Here is a 20435-nt window from a genome sequence, read left to right on the forward strand (position 1 = left end):
TCGGCAGTTATAAGAAGCTCGATCCTTTGGAGCGCTCCCAAAAAAACAGGGATATCTTCTTTTTATTTTTAGTGGCAGGGGTTCCTCCCGCCGCCATAGCCATCGATATGGCAACCATGAAAGCGCCTATCCATATAGGCATTTCCATACCTTGCCCTAGATATAGGGCTAGAAAGGCAGTAGATAGCACTGGAGTTGCATAACTTAAAATAGCGACCGTTTGATGATCAGCTTTTTTCATCGCGAAGTCCCATAGGTAAAACGCACCTCCCATGGGGCCTACACCCATATATAGCAATGCCAGGCTTTCATTGCCCGTCAATGTTGGCCAAGGAGCACTGCTCCGATACATTATCAAGCAGACTAACCCAGAAATAATGCAAAACAAGCCAACTGAGGCGCTTTTAACTTTCGAGTATCTCTTTGAAGTCAAAGAGTATGCCGCCCAGACCACGGCAGAAACAAACGCAAGTCCATAGCCTGTTAGGCTGTTCAGATCGTACAACTGTTCGGGTTTACAACTGATTAGCGCGCCAATAAACCCTGCCATTCCAGCAAGTAGGCAACGCAAGGAAATTTTTCCATTTTTTACAAAGACTGGCCCTATTAAAACAATCAGGATAGGCCACAGATAGTGGATAAGACTTACACCGATCGGATCCGCTAATTGCAACGCATAAAAGTAAATGACGTGATAGCCGAGCATGCAGGCCGTTCCCACCACAAATAACTGCGTGGGCATTTTCCAGAGACGGATCCAGGGCAATCCAATGATACCGCCAACTGTTAGCGCCGCTCCGGTGATGAACATCGGATTCACCTCATTACAGAAGGTGACGCTGACCGCAAGCGTACTCCAAATCAAAATTGCACCTAATGCCGCCAACAGGTAAAACGAAGACTTTCTGCTACTCGACATATCATTCACTAAACTTTCAAAAGGCAATTAATAGAATCTAAAAGCTACGCATTAAACATTGGGGCTCTCGGTATTCTCAGATACTAATTTTTTATGGCTCTCCACCATTTTGGCCAAGCTGATAAAGCGAAAGTTATACGTGGCCTCTGTCGCGGGGACATGGATAGCGCCAAAGCCTTCTTTACCATGACGACGGTGGATCCATGAACTTGCCAATCCAGCGGCATTGGCCGGAACATGATCGTGATACAAGCTTTCCGCTACGTGTAAAATTGAGCTTTTTTCGAAACCCATTTTTTCCAAGGCATCCATCAAATAAGCGAAATTCCTCGGGTCGGGTTTATACGATCCAACATCCTGAGCGGTAACGACAAGGTCAAACTCGATACCAAGCTTTTCCTTGCTAAACTCAAATTCGCCGCGATCAATGTTCGACAAAATTGCAAGCTTATAATATTGCTTGAAGTAATTTAACGCCTCGATGGAGTCTGGGAAAGGTGGCCAATTCTTTACTGAAGTACCAAACTCCTCACGCTCCTGCTCATTGATGTCTATCTTCCATTCTTTTGCTATACGGTCATACACTTTACGTAGAATGTCTGAATACAACGCCGTTGGTGTGGTTTTTTGCTGCGGTGACTCGTGACGGCCAAAAACTTCAAGGACTTGATCGCGAGTAAGTTTTTTTCCTGAGCGGATCACTAGCGGTCTCAGGGCATTGAATATCCCAGTTTCCCAATCAATCAACGTGCCATAGCTGTCAAAGCTTAGAACTTCAAAATCTGTCAGTTTCATGCTCAATCTCTTACATTTATGGGCGGTAAGACAGAAGTCTCTGGCACAATTTTCATCCTGAAGCAGATGCCGCATCAAACAAAGAAACTTCCCCGCCCGAGCATACCCTTTCAGCCAGATGACATCCTAGACTCCATCCATGCGAATGGACTGCGTTGAGCGCAATCGGTACCTGTGGCATTGACTCCCGTGGGGGGCAGAATCCTCCGCCCGATTTACCGCCTGCACCTCTGAACGGCTAGCTGCGCATGAGGACTGCCTACACTCCACAAACGCTGCGTATACAACTCCTCCGCCTTTAGGTCGAATGATTGCTGACCCTTTATGCCTACCCGAACGCTGACCCGGCGCAAAAAATTCATAACCCTTGCCACCTTTAGGCTCATGTTTGGCATCTCCCGCTCCGAAGGTGTTCGTAGATGATTGGGCAGAGTTCAGTTCTGAGGTGATTGCGGTTCATGATAGGAGTTGGCTTACGAGCGGGACACATAGAAAAAATAGGAATGAATAGAGCTTCTTTCCCTCTCGACGTGCAGAACCTTGCTTGTTCCGTGGATTCGATTCTTCGTCCTTTGACCCCAGCGGTCACCTACGAAGCGATCAGTACGTCGATTTGCGCACTCGGGTCTGGTTCGAAACTTCCTTTGACCGCTGACGCAAGGGAGTAAATATGAGAAGGCCTATGCGACTAGGGGCCGCAGGGTGGATGTAATTGAAAGCAATCGAAGACACGGGAAGGATTAACAGGCTTGCCAGGTGCTACCTGCTGGAGAGACTCGTGGGCACACCAACCTTCATAAAAATCTCGTTTATGAGTTGTTGGCCTAAGGTTTACCTGTGCTGCCGGTGTACCTAAGCAGCTCCGTCAAGATGCGCGAATCTCACGAAGTGTCATCACCCATCATCCATTTGGCCCCTCGGCATAAGCTTTCTCGGGAGTTTTTTTGGTTTACTGGATGCTCTCGAGCGAGCCGCTTAGCTTCATCAATGGCGGGGTGCTACAAGCGTAATCGACCCCTCCGGTTGTCCCTCCAGCTAGCGTCAAATGAGCCGGAGCCGGTGATTCAGGCCAGTTCGTGCAGCTGAAATACTGACGAAACATTCTGGCCATATGATTCGCGTCACTGAATCCAGGGAGTTGGAGATGAATCGACCATCAAGAAGCATGCGCAAACTGCTCGACTCCGTCGCCACTAACAATGAGGTTGCGGCGCTCGATATGATGCGCGCTGTAGAGCAGCTCCAAGACGAATTGCTACGCCAACGGTTGCTCAACATGATTCACCGACTCAACCAGGACGCTATTGACTTACGAATGGCGCGTGACGATATCCAGGGCGGAGCCATAAAGCTCGCGTGATTGGGCTCCGTGACGTTTCTTAGTCTGTATGTCGCACTGGTCTCTTGGGCCAAGGGCGTGTTGACCTGTCCCGAGCTATCCCGGTGGGTCAGCCGGGTAGTTGAGTCGACGTTCATCTGCTTCGGAGCAGCCATCCTGACCATGCGTCGACAGGCTGCATAAGAGGAGGGCGGCTCGGTACCGATTACCGCAGCACAGGCGCCAAAACATCACCACTGATTTGATGCAGAACCTGCCTCTTTCAAGCCAGGGTATTCATCGAGCGCAAGGCTAGATCCAGCATCGTCCCGCGAATCCCTCACCGGTTATGTTTCACACCGGCTTCAGCATCCGCACGCATCTGGTCGAGTGCCTTAATGAACGCCTTGTCCTGAACTGATGGCTTGCTCGTGTATGGCTTCCGTTCCGGCTCAGGTTTCGCTGCATAAGTAGTTACCGCATCAGGGTCGTGCTGTAGCTTTTCTTGAATTTGAGCTTCGAGCATCGTACGAAGCGCGTCTTTATCTGGGCGAGTCGGCAATTTTTAAGTCCTATCGAAAAACCATCACCCGGTAATTGACTGAGCAATTGGCCGATTAATAAAAATGAAATCGACCTGTCGAGAATCTGGGCTGCGGATGCAGTCACTCGGGTGCAGGTAGAGCGGGGCGCACAATCAATTTCTGCCAACATGGCGAAGGTGTCAAATTGGGTGGATGCCTTGGGTCAATTCATAATCGGCAGGAACGCAGGCAATGAGGACAGGGCAGGAGATCGCTTCTTTGCGGCGGATGTCGCGGCTAGGCGTGCTTGTTCAATATTTACTGAGTCTGAATTCGGAAACCGATAAAGTAAGAACTATTGCGACTGAGGGCCAATGGCAATTTTCAGGCGCCCATCCCGGTCAAGGTGGTAACGTTCTAGATCACGCGCCAGGATTAACTCACCGGTGAAATATGCCGCTGCTTCCTCGCGGATATCTCCAATGAACGGGCTTCGCTCGGGATTGGATTGATAGCGTGCACTGAAGTGGGTAAGAACCAGATTTGGAATGCGGGCCGACTCGGCAAAGCGCGCCACGCTGGCGGCACTGCTATGTCCATAAGTCTCGCGAGTACGATCGATTAGTGACTGAGTGAAGGTTGCCTCGTGCACAAGCACATCTGCACCAGAAACCACCTCGGCTAGCAGTTCGGGAGTATCGTTATCGCCACAGATGATGATGCGTTGACCGGGTCGCGCAGGACGTAAATATTGCTCCCCACGAAATAGACGTCCGGCATGCTCAACCTCACGTCCATGCGCCAACTCACCCCAAAGCGGGCCGCGAGGAATACCCTCGGCTTCCAGACGTTGCACATCCAGCCGCGGATTAGGATTTGATTCGGAAAATACAAAACCATAACAAGGCACGCGATGAGAGAGAGTAACGATGTTGACCTGAACATTGCCGTTTCGCCAGCCATTGAAAGTTTCTGTTGCATGCAAATGCAACTCGAAGGGCAGGCAGGACTTGCTGACATTCAGGCTGAGGCGCACCCAGTCATGTAGCGCAACCGGCAACACTATGTCGAGCGGTTCGAGGCGCCCTGACATCCCGGCAGTGGCCAGCAGGCCGGGTAAGCCGAAGCAATGATCACCGTGTACATGCGTTATGAAGCACCCGCGAAGCTGTTGTAAAGACAACGGGGTGCGTAGAAGTTGGTGCTGGGTGGCTTCACCGCAATCCACCAGATACCAACCCCTGCCTAAGGATTCGATCAGGGCGATGCCGCTCACGTTTCGATTTCGGCTCGGAACGGCTGATGAAGTACCAAGAAACATGAGATCCATGACCGATCCTTCATTCAGGCAGTTGATCTGAAAAGCAGTCAGCTTGCGAAGCTCTGAAAAAAATCATGATTTTTTCCTCCCGCATGCCTTTTGACACCCTCGATGTGAGTTTGGCTCTAATGAGCTTCGCTTGGTTCCTGATCGTGCATGACTGTTTTTGGCTGCAGAGCTGGACGCTACGGTAGATTTTCATCTCTATCGGTTCAGCGAGCTTGGCGACCGGGTTGTTCAACTCATAGAGGATGGGTTGTGGGATAAAATGCAGCCGCTCTTAGGCAAGCGGGGCGAACGATGACGGGAGAGACTCTCCCTTTATCCCATTACATTATGGTTCGATTCCTGAGCCTATTCTGGAGATTGCATGAAAGTTGGCGTGATTTCCGATACCCACGGCTTGCTCCGCTCTGAAGCCCTTGCTGCCCTGGAGGGATGTGATCAGATCATTCACGCGGGCGACATCGGTGGCCCGGAGATTCTTGATCAACTAGCAGCTATCGCTCCACTGCACGTCGTGCGCGGGAACAATGATCAAGACGAAGCTTGGGCAGAAAGTCTCCCTGATCTTCTACGTTTCGACGTCAACGGTTGGCAGACGCTGTTGGCGCATGACATTGCTGATGTCCCAGTCGAGCTCGATGTAGGTATAAAGCTGATAATCACCGGACACTCCCACAAGCCACGAATCGAATGGCGTGGTGAGCAGCTTTACCTCAATCCCGGCAGCGCGGGACGACGACGCTTCAAGCTGCCGGTGACTCTGGCTCTGCTTGAGGTCTCTGTGACTTCAATTGAGCCTCGGTTGATTTATCTACTGGAGTGACTCGCATCGTCCGCAGTGGGGAGGTCGACCAGTTCACTCGGGTGCCATGAGCACCGCAAGCGTCATGTTGATGAACTCCTCGTTCTTGCTGATTGTGTCCAAAGCACCACGAACGTTGCCGGCGACCTCCGCTGATCCGCGCTGCTCGACCCAGAGCGTTAGCTCCATGATCGCGGCTTCGAGAGCCAGTTGGTTCTGATTGATTTTGAAGAGAAGGGAAGGGAGCAGGTCTGCATTGGACATCGCGATTCCTCCGTGGAAAAGAAGAGAGTAGTCCTTTAATGCCTGGTCGTTATTCCCGTTCTAGCTGCCGGGCATCTGAAGTCACTGCTTCCATTATCGACACCAGCTCCACGAGCAGTTCCGCATAGTGGTGTTGTAGATAGGCAGCAATGGCCTCATTACGAAGAAGCCGCATGAGATAACCTTTCGCTACGACCAAAACCAGCATGGTTTCACCTAGGGTGTCCTCGACTTGCTTGTAGTCGTGCTGCAGATTCTCCATTTCCCGCTCCATGCGAGCGATGTCCACTGCACTAACCTCGCTGGGTGACTTTTTCTTTTGTTCAACCAACATCTCTGGCCGTGAAGCTGCCAACACCATTCGCGCGTAGTTTCTGGTGAAGCAATTTGCCGAAATCATCATTTCAACCGTTTCGATCTGCCGAATTGGCTTCATCTGTCGAAGGGATCGAAAGACGTCTTGTGAGACCATCCGAACCTTGAGCATTTCGGCCACCTCTGGGGCTATGCCCTTTAGCAGATTTTCCCTCTCGTGGACTCGATCCACATTGATTCCAAGCACCTTAGCAATGCGAGATGCTTCAATCCCCTTTTTCAGGGCGGATATGATCATCTTATGTTCTTGTATCGGCGTCAGTCGGTTGATTTGCCGATTGTAGGTAAAGCCCTCGTCATCCGTAGAGATCAGGCATAGCGCTTCAATCGCACCCAGTGCCTTGAGCGCTTCTAGACGGAGATGCCCATCCAAAAGCATGTACGAAGGTATTCCATCTGCGATGACCGGCTTGGGATGAACCACCAATGGCTCGACGACTCCCAGCTCCCTTATTGAGCTCAAAATGCTGGCGTATTTTTTACTCCCTGACATCAACTGCTCAACCCTGCGCGAGGGTAGGATTCGCTCCAGAGGGATCGCGATGACGCGTTGCTCGAATGCCTGTTTGACCTCTGACATCACGGTGTCTCCCCAAATATCCGGTCGGCCAAGGGTTTGGGCATGTCCGGAATTTCTTCGTTGCGAAGCAATGTGCTGAAATAGTCATCGGTCAGCAGTTTGCGCATTGCCGTGACGATGATCAGCAGACGCTGTTCGTTGATGTCCGACTTCTTGATCATCACTTTCTGACGTCGAACCTCTTTCTGATAAGCATTGAGGAGCTTCTGGGGAGTGGTCTTCTCTGTGCTCGCTGGCAGATGTCCATATTGCTTACCGAAAGTTCTACGCCTATCAATTAGGCGGCGTACTTTCATAAGCTGCTCGCCCTTGAGTATCCCGCTTTCGTACGCATCGATCATGGCCTGCTGGACGTCGCTGTCTTTAGAGCGAGCTATATCAATCGCCAGCTTTATGGACAACCATCCTTTCTCCACCGCAGCAATAAGTCGCTCCTCTCCTTGGCGGAGCAAAACCAGAATTCCTTGTATGTAGCCCCCATCAAGACAGGTTTTGCTGGCTATCTGCTGACACGTGTAGCCGCGCTCTGAAAGGATCTGAATGGCTATCAAGAGCTCGCGATTCGAGTGCTTCCTGCGGGCCAGGTTCTCAACCAAGCCGATCAGGTATCGATCCGCCTCACTTGCACTCACCACGATGCAGGGGATTTTTTTCTCACCTAGAGCTTGAAACGCTTCAAAGCGGCCTTGGCCACAAACGATCTCGAAGGCTTCGGCACCGCTAGTTGAGGGGGCGACCGTGATTGGACGTTTAAGGCCTAACGCCGAGATGTTCTCAACCAATTTGGCAAAGACTTGCTTATTGCGCATCCGTGGATTGAGCACCCGGATATCTTCAAGTGGGATGAGGCGAATCGTCGACTCTTCCGCGACATGCATGAGAGCTCTGTGAGGGGTTTGAATTGCCGTCATGCCACCCTCCTATAATCGGCACGGCGCGACAGTTCCGAAATGATATCCAGAGTGTCGAACCGGTAAATCTCGAGGCTGGCCTGATTGCTTTCAGCGAGGCGCAACTGAGGAGATTGCATATCGATGGTGGGTAGGATGTAGTAGTCCTGAGCGGCTTCTTCCAGCTCTTTCATTCGTACGGCGACTGTGATGTCAGGATTCAGGCCTAGGTCGAAACGAATGTTCCAGCGCTTGTAGCCAGCCATTGATACCTGACAGCGACACAGGACAAGTGAGATGGATAACTCCTGGTTCACCATCATGAGATCAGTGAGTGGGTCGACCAAGACTTGGCCACCCACCTCTGCGATTTTCATGGTCGTTTGCTGAAGCAGTATCGGGTGCATCTGGCGAAGCCGTTTGTTGGCCTCGATGTAATTGTAATCGCGCGCAGGCGTGTACCCAATGAGTGAGTAACAGCGAAGCAAGCTTCCAAACCGATGCTGGTAAGCGCTACTCGAAGGACACCCCTCGGCCTCATCTATCACTAGCCCCGATAGGAAACCTCTGCGTTCATAGATAGCCTTCAATATGTGCAACATTTCGTCATCAGGCATGCGGTACGAGCGCGTTTGGATGATCGATTGGGCAGCTTGAAACAGGATCGTGCTGACGATAGGGCAGAAGGCTCCATTTGCCCGAATCCACTCTTCAGGAGGGTTCTGGGTTCGCGTCTCCTTAAGTTTGAATGAGTTATGGTTCCAGACGTTGTTGCCAACGTATTTTTCGTTGATCAACACCTGGTGTACCGTACCCCGAGACCACAATCCTTCACGATCATTGAGTATGCCTTGAGCATTCAACCAATCGGCAATTTCACGCTCACTCCTGCCTTCCTCAACGAACAATCGATAGATGTGCAGCACCATTTCGACTTCGCCGGGTGGGCCTGGCACTAAGATCACTCGGTCTGTTTGAATGCTTTTATGTTCACCGAGTCTCAATTCGTTTTTTGGTGAACCGGTGCAGTCGATCAACTGCCGCCTCAGTCCAAAGCCTGCCGGGCCTCCTTGGCGATACCCCAGCTCAATGAGTCGAGATTGCCCCGCAAAAACTTTTACTGACAATTCCCGGCTGTACTCACCAGCCATCATCCGCTTCACGCTTTTAACGATGTTGGAAACCGGTGACCCGTCGTTGGTAAATTGCTCCGCACAGTATTGAACGGAGACACCAGCTTGGCGGCAGCGTACTTCATAGCTGGCGCTGACGTCTGGATCCTGGAAGCGGCCCCAGCGGCTGACGTCATAGACGAGAACTGTTGAGTAGTCAGCACGACCGCTTTCCACGTCGAAGAACAGTTGCTTCAGTGCATCACGGCCCTCCAGGCGAAGACCACTTTTCCCTAAATCCGTGTAGACCTTGACGATCTCAAACTCGTGGTTGGCGGCATAAATGCGGATGACGTCGAGCTGATTCTCGGTCGAGTATTGCTGGTGCTCAGTGGACATGCGGACATACGCGGCTGCCAAGGTCGTGCCTGATTCATTGTGAGTATCACCCGCACCAGTGAGCCTAAGCATCGACAACATCCTCAACCTGACCCACGGCCACTAGGGCGAAATCAAAACCGTGATCAGTCACTGCGTTTTTCGGAAAAGCACTTAAAGAAGGTAGAAGATCGGGGAGAGAAAAATGTTCACAAAAACGGGCAATTCTTTTCTGGCTCAAAAACAGTATGCAGCTGAGATCGCTAGAGCCCTTCATACGGAGCTTGGTGAAACGCATCAGGCGACGAAAACACTGATGCGTTGGACGAACGCGAACGAGCGGACAGTGAAGAATTGGCTGGCCGGAAGTAATGGCCCGCGAGGTGAGCATCTGGTGGCGTTGGTCAAGCACTCCGACCTTGCCTTGGCTGCATTCCTTGGCATGGCAGGGAGACCGCTTTTGTTGACTGCATCAGAGCTCCCGTTGCTTAGGCAGAAGCTTCAGACGGCAATAGAGGGGATTGATTCGTGTCTAACGCTTAGAGATTGATATTTTGCAGCCAAGCATTCATGGCATCGCAGACAGAGTTTCGCATTCGCGTGTTCATCCATTCACCAATACCCATTGTTGACCACAACATCTACAGAGATGCGTGTCACGCTCAGCGTAGCAGTAGGAGGATTTGAAGGGATCTTGTCGCTCGGCTATTGATGGTTCGCACAGAGTCAGAACGTGTTCAGCAGACGCTCGAGCTGCTCTTGTTCCCAGCCACTTAATAGTTCGACTGGATCTGTGCCATAGCGTTGCCAGTCTTCAATAGTCCCGACGCGACCACCAGGCGCTCTGCAATCCTCGCAGTAATCCAAGGTGCCGCAATCATTGAAAAGCGTGAGCATCTTGCCGTTGATTTCTACCGGCATGGGGCCGCTATAGATTCGTTTCAGGACTGATTGCAGGCACTCGTCATTCGTGTATCAAGCGCGACGTCCTTCAGCATCCTGTAGAAGACATTTTTTATCCTTGGGGTCAGCTACGCTAAAGACCTGAGACCTCATTCACCTTCAATAATTACAACTTGGACGTAGGAGAATGGATGTGGAAAATTTGGTGATTCTCATCGTATTACCATTGGTGACCTTCATCGCGGCCTGGGCGATCGCCAGTTGGCGTGCCCAGCGCAATAACCAGCAGCTACAGACTGATCTGGAAGTGACACAGGCCGATTTGACGCGTGTCCAGGCCGAGCTATCGGAACAACAGGCCACACTTGGCACCCTGTCTGGAGAGAAAGCGGCACTGGATATTGCTTATGGACGGTTGGAAACGGAACGGGATAGCGGTAAGGCACGGATCGACCGCCTTGAGGGTGATATGGTCGCCCAGCAAGCAGAAATAGATCGCTTGCGACAATCCGAACAAGCAGCCAGAGAGACGAGTTCGAAAGCACAAGAAGCGGCCAACAAGCTGCAAGACCAGCTAGCCACTAACAGTACCGTCTTCAAAGAACGCCTCGAAGAGAAGGATCAGCGCATTTTAGATCTGGATAAAAAGCAGGTCGCCGCAGAACTGCAACAAACCAACACGGCGAAGCTGCTGTCCGAAAGTCGCGAGGCACTGAAAAAAGCCCAGACCCAGCTCGAAGAGAAACAGGTCGTTCATGAGCGTTTTGAACGTGATTGGGGTGCCCAGAAAGCCGAACTCGAGGCCCTGCGTAATACAGAAAAACAGGCCCGCGAAGCCGGAGCTACGGCACAGGAATCGGCGAACAAGTTGAAAGAACAACTTGTCATTAACGGTACGACCTCCAAGGAGCGTATCGAAGAGAAAGATCAGCGCATCATGCAGCTGGATGAAAAGCTGGCGACCACCGACGCAGCGCAAAAGCACACTGCTGCTCAACTGGCTGAGATTCGCGAGACACTGAAGAAAGCGCAGACGCAACTGGAAGAGAAGCAAGAAGCACTCACCAACTACAAAACGTGGTGGGAGCAGTGCAAAATCGAATTGAAGACCACACAAGACAGATATGCGGAACTGGATAACACCCATGGCCAGCTTAAAACCTCCTTGGCTGAAAAGCAGCAACACTTTGACGAGCAGTTGAAGCTGCTGCAGGAGAATCGGGAGGAATTAACCAAAGAGTTCGAACGACTCGCCAACGAGGTTTTGGAGCGTAAAGGCAAAGCGTTTAAAGAGTTGAACCAGGAGAGCATCACCAACCTGCTCAATCCCCTCCATACCGAAATGAAAGGCTTTAAGGCGAAGGTAGAGGATATTCATGCTAAAGATGCGGAGCAGCGCATTGAGCTCAGAACCGAGCTGAAGAACCTACAAACACTCAACAAGGAGATCACCGATCAGGCCGACAAGCTGACTACCGCCCTGCAAGGCCAAAAGAAGGTACAGGGCAACTGGGGTGAGCTAATGCTGGAGAATGTACTGGACAACTCGGGCCTGCGACTTGATATCGACTACAAACGGGAAGTCAGCTTCACCACTGAAGAGGGTCGGCAACGTCCCGATGCGATCGTCTACCTGCCACAAAAACAGCATCTGATCATCGATGCCAAGACGTCTTTAATGTCTTACACCCAGTATGTAAACGCCGATAACGACTTGGAACGAGGTCGAGCGTTGGCGGCCCATACCAAGGCTGTGAGTGACCGGGTCAATGAGTTGGCCGATCGAGATTATTTCAAGCTGCCTGGCCTGAACTCACCCGAGGTGGTGATAATGTTTATTCCGATCGAATCCGCTTATGTCGAAGCCCTTAAGTACGACGAAACCCTGTTCCAGCGGGCTATCGAGCGTAACGTGCTGGTTGCCACGCCCACCACCCTGTTGACCAGTCTTAACATCGTCCGCCAGCTGTGGCGGTTCGAGGATCAGAACAAGCACACCGCCGAGCTGGCCAACCGAGCTGAGAAGTTTTACAACAAACTCAATGGCTTCCTGACCAGCATGCAGGGGGTGGGCAACCAGTTGAACAGAGCTCGTGAAAGTTACGACAAGGCTTTCGGTCAGTTGTACAGTGGAAAAGCGAACCTGATCAAACAAGCTGCTGAGTTTAAAGACTTGGGGGTATCTGTCCAGAAAGAGCTGCCGGCCGATCTGGTCGAACGTGCAAACTTAGAGCTAAGCAGTGCCGTCGCTGAACTCGCAGAGGTTGAAGCTACGGTATTGATAGCCTCATCTAACTCCATCCGACCTAATGGTTCACACCAATAGGAGGTGATAGACACGCGAATGATTCAGCTTGAAGATTCGATGGTGGCCGTCTCCAAGGCGAGCTGGTTTTCATTGGTTTTGCATTGCAGGCAAGGGAACACTCCTCAGAATGTGGATAAAGGACGGTAGCTAGTCGAGGTTACGCGTGGTGGCTAAAGTGGCTTATTCTACCTCTGGTGGCTGACGTCATTTAGGTACCAATATTTCCAAAGGGTGCCGTCCGATTATTCAATCAGCGGGCCCTGATCACATCCGCCGCTCTCCCGCTCCAATCTGGAAGGGTTGCAATACCATTGCCAACGGAAGGACTCTGCTCAATGTTCTTGGGAAGTCGCGAACAAATTTTGTCGGCAATCAAAACTCTCATTCAGGCCCCCGATGCCGATTACGGCGTGGCGGTCGCTTTCTGGGGTAATGGCTCAGAGGCTCTGATACCCCACCAAGGAGCCGGCAGACTGATTTGCAATCTCAGTCACCCTGGAACCAACCCTTATGCTGTGGAGCGCATCATGGCGCAGCCTGGCATCCGCATGAGGCAATCTAGCCGACTGCATGCCAAGGTAGTTGTTTCCAATGCGGGTGCTATCGTGGGGTCAGCCAACTTCTCTGACGCTGCTCTGGGGTTCGAGGGGCAGGCATTGGGCTGGAATGAAGCCGGGGTGTTGCTCGACCCTGAGCGCGATGAGTTCAAGCAAGCCTTGGACTGGTTCGAGAGCACTTGGGGAAAAGCGGCCGAGGTAGCAGAGACTGATTTGGCAGCAGCCAAGGAAAGCTGGAAAGCAAGAGGCCTGCCTGAGGCGCCCGAACCTCTTCCTAATGTGAAGAAGCCGGAAGCCACTGCAGTTCCCGAACCGAGCAGCCGAGCGCCAGATCTATACGAGGAAGACATTTTTGAGAAGAAGCCTTTTTTGCGCACCTCTCCTAACCAGATGAGGATGGTCTCCGATACCCTCCAAGGCTTGTTTGATGAGTCCGTGCTTGGGATTGAGCGTGGATCCAGAGACACGAAACCAAAGGACAAGGAGCGATATGCTTCAGCTCATGCGGCCCACATCCTATGGACAGCGAGTGGACAGATCGCTGCTACAAATATCACAGGAATCCCATTTTTCAGAAATCCTGAGGAAGTCGCCGCGCGATCCAGGGAGATGGATACCTTCGACCTCGTGCTCTCATTCGTTGAGAGGCTCGCGCATGACCCCACGCTTCCAGTAAAACCATCGATCAGGTACTGGGCCAAGATTGCTCAGAAACAGATAGGCCACAGTAGCAGCTGGTAGGCACCACGTTGGCCAACGTTAGAGTGTGGAAAAATGGGCGTTGGGTAGATTCGAAAAGCAATGTGCATGACGGAGGCTTAGGTAGTGAAAACCTCGGATATTCGAGTCATTCCGGAGCGTTCTTTCATTCTGACCACCAGTCCTTTTCTGCACATGTCATTCCATAGCCGTTGAACCAGCTTTCGATATCGACGGTGAGCGAAGTGACGGATGAAGTGTTTGGGTGAAGAGGGTCGAGTAGGTTCGCTTGCGATGTAGCCCAAGCCGCCCATAGTACAGTTTGTTGCTGGCTGTGCTCTGAGGTAGCCGCACTGGCATTGCAGGTTGCCTGGATGAATGCTCTCAATCGCTGAGCCTGCTCCCAACGTTTTGTATTCTCCATGAGTTTGTGACGTAGGCGCCTATGAGTTTCTTCACGCTTGGCGCGCTCAAGTCGTACCGCTTCTTCAGCCATTCGCTCACGACGAGCCTCTTCATTTTTCAAGCGCAGAACTTTCATCGACTCAGCTATAGCCTCGAAGCCGTCGAAAATGCTCGTTAGTTTTTCCTCGATTTTTCCGGTCTTGGTGTCCGTCCAGTTCTTCCGCTTTCCGTATTCGGTGCGTGCGTCAATCTGCAGGCTTAATTCGCCAGTGGAAGACCATTCAAACTGAGGCGCGCGCAGCAATGAGAAATCAGGTTCCCATCGAGCAGTACGCCGTCGTGGCGTTGGTGGTGGAGGCGGGATAATTTGCTTACTCAAGCGCTCAGCAATTTTGATTGCCAGGGGCTCGCCGTCGACCTCGACCAACGTCTTGTCGTCCGATGTGACCTTCCATGTGTAGCCGAGTACCTCGCTCTCTTTGATTAGGGTGTCGAAAATAAGTGCGCAGCGATCAATGAGTTCGGAGGAGATTCTCGCGTCGAGCACATGTTTGCCTGTGGTCACGAGATGGCCTTCATGAGTCTTGGCCGCTTTAACGCATTTGAACCATTTGATCACCAGCGGGTGAGGCGCGAGGAGGGTGTGAGGTATTTCGATGTTTGAACGGATTGCTTTCGGTTTTATAGGTGCAGCGCTTTGCGCTGGAAGTGTGCTTCGATCCAATACTCTGAAGCTGATGGACTGTCCGTCGACGGGAGGCTTAGGTTTGCCTGGGCGTTTTGAAACTGGTCTTGCCCAATGCCCTCGAGAGGGTAGGGCTATGCCGGCTTTCCGGCAGGCCTTGGACAGCGCGACGTCTGATATGCCGATTTCTTGGGCCAGCTTCAGAACGGGTGTTTCCCAAGCCTTGTCGAACAGCTCGCCGGGAGTGAAGTTTACGATCTTGTACATATAGGTACCCGGCGCTTGGCGTTCCGATACCAGCGTAGATTCCCTCTCTCCAATCTCAAGTTAAATCTTGCGAGTGATACCGGGGGGCGCAACGTCCAGCTATTCACCTGGTTTCTTCGTAGGGGGATCACTCCGGTGCCATTAAGAGCGTCAAGTTGATGAACTCTTCATTTGCTTTAATCGTGTCCAGCGCACCGCGCACGTTGCCTCCAACCTCACCTGTGTTGAGCGGGAGGGTGTATAGGCCTTGTGGTCACAGATCGAGATCGGGTGAACCAATCAGGCCCCCACATAAGCACAGCTCCTGGCGACCGCCACCCATCCACCAAGAAGCCAACGCTGCCCGCTACGCTATACGAATGTCCCAGGGGTGGTTCCACGTCCCCGCGAGAGGAGGGCAGGTCAGTTCCCTGAGATCGCCGATGCCACAGCTACGGGTGCGGCGCTGCCGCCTACAGGCTTCGGCCACACGAGTAGCGCGGCTTTAAGCAGGGCTTTAGAACGGTTCGCGATGGCATCGTCATCCCATGCTACAAGCGCTGTCTGCTGAAAATAGGTATTCAATAGTAGAGCGCTTTGACCCAGTCGAGACCGTTTACCTAGAACCTGTTCACTGCCTGCACCCTGGGTGTCGGCAAAGGGGCCGTTGCTGATCGAGCTGTTCAGCGGCTGAGTAAGCAACGTCAGGTTCCCAAAACCATGAACTGCCGTCTCTCTGAACTGACGCTGTGCCTCGGTCATGTCTGTTATCTGATATGTAGGCAGCTTTTCCCAGCTTTGCGGTATCACATGCTCGACGGTCAAATCAGGCTGGGCTGGCACATGATTGCTCCCTTGCTGAGAGCCACGAGCGGCATACTCCAGCGCCCGCAGGACACCGCACGTTTTAACGGGGCGAAGCTCCTTGTAAACCGGACGATGACACCACTTGTCACTAAAAAGGCTGTCATCCGGCCAAACCTCGCTGAGTGCCGTCGCTGCTTGAAGCACTTTGCGTAAAGCTATGTGTGGGGCTCCGGGTGCGCCCAACACGGCTTGCAGTACACGCATGAAAAAGCGGTTGTAGCCCTTGGTAGTCAAGCCGCAGACCGCGCGTCGTATCAGATAGGAGGCTAAGTCGCCGAGAGCCTGTTTCAGCTCCGCGCTGTCGCTTGCCAACCCCTCACGCAGTGCAAGGTAAACCGGTGTAACCGTACCCACGTCAAGTGACTTAACCAAGCGCGCAAACTCAGCCAAGTGTCCGGTACCCTCTGGAGATACTAGCTCCTGGAAGTGCCGGCTAGATGCAACAAGCTGCGCCAGCTCCACTTCAAGATCGCGTTGCTGCTTTAGCCACCAAGCTTTGAATGACTGAAACACATGACTAGCTAGGGTAATTTCGTGGCTGCGCAGGATCGTGTAGTTGTAGAAGAACAAATCAATGCGCGGATAGGTCAAACGCCCCTGGCGTTCCTTTTCCCGCCAGTAGGCATTTGCCGAAACGCCCTGGCCGGTGGTCGCAACAAGATCAAATGGGCTCCAGTACCGTTCATATAGCTGCGGCACAGCTTGTCCCTGGCGAGCGGCTTCAAGGAACACGAAATTGCGTACAAGGTCAGACGCCAGCAGTGGTTCTCCACGCGCATTAAGCGTTTCGAAGATGACTTGAGGGTCGTCCTCGGCGTCCAAGGTCAGGGTCATGATCTGCACGTGGTCGGCCAATGCCATGTAAAGCGCCTGAGCTCGCTTCGACTCTAGGGGCATATGGGCTTGCAACGGCGACACGTCGTTATTGCGGCGGATGTCCGCGATCAGCGTATCCCCGACCGTGGGGTCGGCTGTAGGATTGACAACATCAGTGAGGTCAACACCCCGCATATAGGCAAGGCAGGCGTGGTAGAGGTACAGGTAAGTCTGCACCATCAGGGGGCGCTCAATCCGAGTGCGTACATCGCGTGCCGGATAAGTCGTGTACACGTCCTGAGCGTAAGTGGCGGTATCGCTCAAGCGGCGCATCTCGTCCTGCCCTGCCTGGGTTGGCCAAACTTTGTAATGATCTTCTGCACGCTGGTAAGGGCCTGGGTTTCGCACCAAGCCATCGAGCATTTGCGGTATGGGACTGTCTATCAACTCACGCGCTGCCTGGCGGAAGGCGAGTAGTAGGAGATGTAAGGTCGTCGAACGCTGTTGGCCATCAATCACCTCGAAAGCTGGCGCCCTGCCGAAACTGTTGGGCACAGGAGTCATCACAATTGAACCCAGAAAGTGCTTCTGTAACGGCTTCAATGCCGCCGTGGTGCCCGTTGATGCTAGCGACTGTTGCTCCAGCACGGCGTCTGCACGGTCTTGGATGTCAGTCCACAGCGGGCCAACCTGCTTTTCCAGCGTCCAGACGTAACCCCGCTGAAAAATGGGAATCTGGTACTGATGAGGGGTACTGAACAGGCCGGTGACCGTAGTTTTACTGGGTTGCATCCTGAAATCCTTGTCTGAGTTTCAAAAGTAGGTGACCTCAGTCGTCCTATTCGATGTTGAGGGCAGGCAGTGCCTTGACGACCTTCTGGGTTTCCACACTTACAGCCACCACACGCAGGAACAGCTCCTGTGGATGCTTAGAGTTGCCCATAGTTTTCTATGGCCCAATTGTTGTGTCGTTGACGATACCGCTGGTTTTTCCATTTTACGCACTGGCGCTCCATCACCCCGTCCAGCGCGGCCTTGCCGTTGACCACATAGTCCCATGCCTCAAGTGGGATGCCGCGTAGAGTGATGCGCTGATTCTAGATCACGGTGGTCTTGTCGCCCTTTTTTGGAGTGCCAATACCAGCGTAGATTCCCACGCTCCAATCTCAAGTCGAAGCCTACGGGCATTTTCAAGTCTACGAGGGCGTAACTCCAGCTATCCAACAGGCCCTTTTGGTGGGTCAAGCTTCCGCGATCTAGCCCCAGTGTGGGTCGATTGTGGCGCGCGAACTCTTCAGTCCTCAGTGGCCTCAGCTTCGTTTAGATCTTTTTCTTTCAATCGCCCAGGCAGAAAACAGCCAAAAGAAGCTCTTCAGGCGTGTCTACAAAACCAGGGACGATTCAATGAGCTATACATTTGTAAAGCAAACGGCCATGTTTGAGGGAAAGGTCACTGTCAGTTTCAGAGTATCCCCACGCTTTAAGTACCTGCTCGACGAAGCGGCGGCCCGTGAGCGGCCCCCCCTTTGAAAACACGCTGAAATATTGCTCTTTGTGTATTGCGAGGAGCATGGGGGTTAGGCCCCGACCGGGCCTAAGGCCGAACGCCATCTGGGAGAAAAGTCCAAGTGAACATTCAAGCGCTGATAGGATCCGCGCCAACAATTTTGCTCGTTGTGGCCTCCATCCTGGTCATTCTTTTCGTCGCATTTCTCCTCTTCTTTCTGGTTCCTGGAGTGCTGCATTGGTTTCGATTGAGAAGAATACAGCGACGTATCGCGAAGTTTTCATCTCAAAACTTCGCTGCCGAATTCAAGAAGGTGTTCGCGGGGGATAAGCGCTTATCCCATCTGTGGAAGGAATATCAGGACTCACTTCATTTCCAACACGAAGACCGCGACGGTCAGTCCGTTGTCTCCGCAGTGAGAGCCACGATGCCGGCAGAGATCTTCTTCAACAGTCAGTTCGTTGTAGATAGCCGCCTGCGATCTGAGTTCTTTAAACACCTGCCAGGGTTATTCACTGGAATCGGAATTATTGGAACATTTTCTGGCTTGATCGAAGGGCTACGGCAGTTCCAAGTGAGCGAGAACGCAGCGACGGTTCGCTCCAGCCTTGAAACGCTGATGCATCTTGTTGGCGAGGCATTCCTGATCTCTGCCGCAGCCATTACTGCGGCCATGCTGGTGACGTTGCTTGAGAAGCTCCTCCTTGCGTCTCTGTACCGCCGCACTGAAGAAATCTCGCATGAAATCGATGCCCGTTTCGACTCTGGTGCGGGGGAAGAATACCTTTCCAGGCTGGTCAAAGCGTCGGAAGACTCTGCCAGCCAATCTAAAATTCTAAAAGATGCGTTGGTCACGGAATTGGGGGTGTTACTGCGAGAGCTTACCAATGCTCAGATCGCGTCGTCGAAGGAGCAACAAACACTACTGGTTGACCGACTCACGGAAGCGTCACGGCGGGACAACGAGGCGCTGGGCGCTACCATTGTAGAAGGCATCCAACAAAGTTTGAGAGGCCCGCTGCAGGATATTGCCGAGACAGTGAAAACCGCCAGCGGAGATCAGAGCGCAACGGCGGCACAGATACTACAAGATGTGATGGCGAGCTTCAGCCAGCGCCTGAGCGACCTATTCGGTGGGCAGATCTCGGGACTCAGCGACTTAAATCAGCAAACGGCTCGAAGCATTCAGGATGCAGTCGTTACGCTGAAGTCATTGGTTGAAAATATTGAGGAATCCAGTCGCCGATCAACGGACTCTATGGCAGATCGTATGGCGCAAGCCATCGAGAAGATGGAGGTTCGGCAGGACGCGATGAATGAACAGTCTGCTGCATTCGTCGAGCAAATTCGCCAATTGATTGCTACATCTCAGTCCGAAACCAGCCAGAAACTTCAGACCACTATGGAAACCATAGGTACTCAAGTTACTGGCATGCTCGCAATGTTGAGCGAATCTCAAGCGCAGGTGTTTGATAGCAATCGGGCTCGTGAGCAATCAATGGCCGAACGTGCACAAAGTGCCGTTGATGGGATGTCGGAGTCGGTCGAGGTCGCCATCAAGGAGATGAGCGTGGCATCGACCCATATGGCACAGAGTGTGGCGGCTTTGACCCAGGCGACGAGTACCTCCATCGGCAAGATGGAAACCAGTGCTGAGATACTCGGCGCGGCCTCGAAGGATTTTGCATTAGCGGGTGAACGTGTCGCCGGTGTCATGGAGCATGCCGCAGAGGTTTCTGTGAAGCTATCGGAAACCTCAAACTCCCTCAACGCCGGTGCTTCGACGATGCAAGAACTGCTGCGCGACTACCGGGTGCAGCGTGAAGCTGTGGTATCGATGCTCACCGAACTTCGGGCCACGGTCGAAGTCGCTCGTAAAGAAGCGACATTGACTACCGACATTCTCAATCGTATCGAGGGGTCTGCGCAACGGCTGGCCATGGCTCAGAAGCAGGCCGATGAATATCTAGATGGGGTTAGTCGTGTACTCGGTGATGCCCATGCCTCGTTCGCTGCTGAGGTTAAGCGCACGCTTGACAAGGCGAATCTCGAATTCCACTCCAAACTCACTGCTGCGGTGGGTTTGTTGTCGTCTTCGCTAGTAGAGCTTGAGTTGACTCTCGCATCAACTGGCACTCTGACGTCGGCTAAGGGGTAA

Annotated in this window: 17 protein-coding genes and 3 pseudogenes; 8 read left to right on the forward strand and 12 right to left on the reverse strand. The window is 52.5% G+C overall.

Annotated features, from left to right (window positions below; all coding sequences use genetic code 11):
- Nucleotides 1-7: 7 nt before the first annotated feature.
- Nucleotides 8-919: a DMT family transporter gene (locus tag AC1DIG_RS09245; protein WP_477767296.1), complete on the reverse strand. Its 912-nt coding sequence runs from the start codon at nt 917-919 to the stop codon at nt 8-10.
- 51 nt (nt 920-970) lie between these two features.
- Nucleotides 971-1714 (reverse strand): haloacid dehalogenase type II, encoded by a 744-nt coding sequence (locus AC1DIG_RS09250; RefSeq protein ID WP_477767058.1) that lies wholly within the window; start codon nt 1712-1714, stop codon nt 971-973.
- Between the two features lie 828 nt (nt 1715-2542).
- Here AC1DIG_RS09250 and AC1DIG_RS09255 point away from each other — a divergent pair.
- From AC1DIG_RS09255 to AC1DIG_RS09265, 3 genes and pseudogenes are all read left to right on the forward strand, one after another.
- Nucleotides 2543-2656, forward strand: a pseudogene (locus AC1DIG_RS09255) (ParA family protein); the annotation flags it as partial.
- A 202-nt stretch (nt 2657-2858) separates the two neighbouring features.
- Nucleotides 2859-3074: a hypothetical protein gene (locus AC1DIG_RS09260; RefSeq protein ID WP_477767059.1), complete on the forward strand. Its 216-nt coding sequence runs from the start codon at nt 2859-2861 to the stop codon at nt 3072-3074.
- A 6-nt stretch (nt 3075-3080) separates the two neighbouring features.
- A pseudogene (locus tag AC1DIG_RS09265) lies at nt 3081-3236 on the forward strand (LysE family translocator); the annotation flags it as partial.
- 136 nt (nt 3237-3372) lie between these two features.
- Here the strand turns inward: AC1DIG_RS09265 and AC1DIG_RS09270 are convergent.
- Both AC1DIG_RS09270 and AC1DIG_RS09275 read right to left on the reverse strand, forming a co-directional pair.
- Entirely contained in the window at nt 3373-3594 is a 222-nt protein-coding gene (locus tag AC1DIG_RS09270; protein ID WP_477767060.1) for a hypothetical protein, read from the reverse strand.
- Between the two features lie 317 nt (nt 3595-3911).
- A complete protein-coding gene (locus tag AC1DIG_RS09275; protein WP_477767061.1) occupies nt 3912-4886 on the reverse strand; it encodes a ribonuclease Z in 975 nt (324 codons plus the stop codon).
- A gap of 361 nt (nt 4887-5247) precedes the next feature.
- Between AC1DIG_RS09275 and AC1DIG_RS09280 the strand changes: the two genes are divergently transcribed.
- Nucleotides 5248-5706, forward strand: a complete 459-nt coding sequence (locus AC1DIG_RS09280) for a metallophosphoesterase family protein (RefSeq protein WP_477767062.1) — start codon at nt 5248-5250, stop codon at nt 5704-5706.
- Between the two features lie 33 nt (nt 5707-5739).
- Here the strand turns inward: AC1DIG_RS09280 and AC1DIG_RS09285 are convergent, their stop codons facing one another.
- Genes AC1DIG_RS09285 through AC1DIG_RS09300 form a run of 4 tightly spaced genes read right to left on the reverse strand, consistent with a single transcriptional unit; the run spans nt 5740 to nt 9377 of the window.
- Nucleotides 5740-5949 (reverse strand): hypothetical protein, encoded by a 210-nt coding sequence (locus AC1DIG_RS09285; RefSeq protein ID WP_477767063.1) that lies wholly within the window; start codon nt 5947-5949, stop codon nt 5740-5742.
- A gap of 49 nt (nt 5950-5998) precedes the next feature.
- Nucleotides 5999-6904, reverse strand: coding sequence for a plasmid partitioning protein RepB C-terminal domain-containing protein (locus tag AC1DIG_RS09290; protein ID WP_477767064.1), 906 nt, complete (start codon nt 6902-6904; stop codon nt 5999-6001).
- Nucleotides 6904-7815, reverse strand: a complete 912-nt coding sequence (locus AC1DIG_RS09295; RefSeq protein WP_477767065.1) for a ParB/RepB/Spo0J family partition protein — start codon at nt 7813-7815, stop codon at nt 6904-6906. The genes AC1DIG_RS09290 and AC1DIG_RS09295 overlap by 1 nt, the downstream gene beginning before the upstream one ends.
- Nucleotides 7812-9377, reverse strand: a complete 1566-nt coding sequence (locus AC1DIG_RS09300; RefSeq protein ID WP_477767066.1) for a recombinase family protein — start codon at nt 9375-9377, stop codon at nt 7812-7814. The genes AC1DIG_RS09295 and AC1DIG_RS09300 overlap by 4 nt, the downstream gene beginning before the upstream one ends.
- Nucleotides 9378-9489: 112 nt before the next feature.
- On the opposite strand from AC1DIG_RS09300, the gene AC1DIG_RS09305 reads away from it, so the two are divergent.
- Nucleotides 9490-9834 carry a hypothetical protein gene (locus AC1DIG_RS09305; RefSeq protein ID WP_477767067.1) on the forward strand — a complete coding sequence of 115 codons (345 nt, stop codon included), beginning with the start codon at nt 9490-9492 and terminating at the stop codon, nt 9832-9834.
- 176 nt (nt 9835-10010) lie between these two features.
- On the opposite strand, the gene AC1DIG_RS09310 is transcribed toward AC1DIG_RS09305, so the two are convergent.
- A complete protein-coding gene (locus AC1DIG_RS09310; RefSeq protein ID WP_477767068.1) occupies nt 10011-10205 on the reverse strand; it encodes a DUF7693 family protein in 195 nt (64 codons plus the stop codon).
- Between the two features lie 175 nt (nt 10206-10380).
- Between AC1DIG_RS09310 and AC1DIG_RS09315 the strand changes: the two genes are divergently transcribed.
- Nucleotides 10381-12513 (forward strand): DNA recombination protein RmuC, encoded by a 2133-nt coding sequence (locus tag AC1DIG_RS09315; protein ID WP_477767069.1) that lies wholly within the window; start codon nt 10381-10383, stop codon nt 12511-12513.
- A gap of 317 nt (nt 12514-12830) precedes the next feature.
- Entirely contained in the window at nt 12831-13793 is a 963-nt protein-coding gene (locus AC1DIG_RS09320) for a phospholipase D family protein (RefSeq protein ID WP_477767070.1), read from the forward strand.
- 124 nt (nt 13794-13917) lie between these two features.
- On the opposite strand, the gene AC1DIG_RS09325 is transcribed toward AC1DIG_RS09320, so the two are convergent.
- From AC1DIG_RS09325 to AC1DIG_RS09335, 3 genes and pseudogenes are all read right to left on the reverse strand, one after another.
- Entirely contained in the window at nt 13918-15108 is a 1191-nt protein-coding gene (locus AC1DIG_RS09325) for a hypothetical protein (RefSeq protein WP_477767071.1), read from the reverse strand.
- 402 nt (nt 15109-15510) lie between these two features.
- Nucleotides 15511-17562: a DUF262 domain-containing protein gene (locus AC1DIG_RS09330; RefSeq protein ID WP_477767072.1), complete on the reverse strand. Its 2052-nt coding sequence runs from the start codon at nt 17560-17562 to the stop codon at nt 15511-15513.
- A gap of 46 nt (nt 17563-17608) precedes the next feature.
- A pseudogene (locus tag AC1DIG_RS09335) lies at nt 17609-17897 on the reverse strand (type ISP restriction/modification enzyme); the annotation flags it as partial.
- Between the two features lie 501 nt (nt 17898-18398).
- Here AC1DIG_RS09335 and zorA point away from each other — a divergent pair.
- Nucleotides 18399-20435 (forward strand): anti-phage ZorAB system protein ZorA, encoded by a 2037-nt coding sequence (gene zorA, locus AC1DIG_RS09340; protein ID WP_477767073.1) that lies wholly within the window; start codon nt 18399-18401, stop codon nt 20433-20435.

The sequence above is a fragment of the Pseudomonas sp. 05N431 genome, from assembly GCF_056397005.1.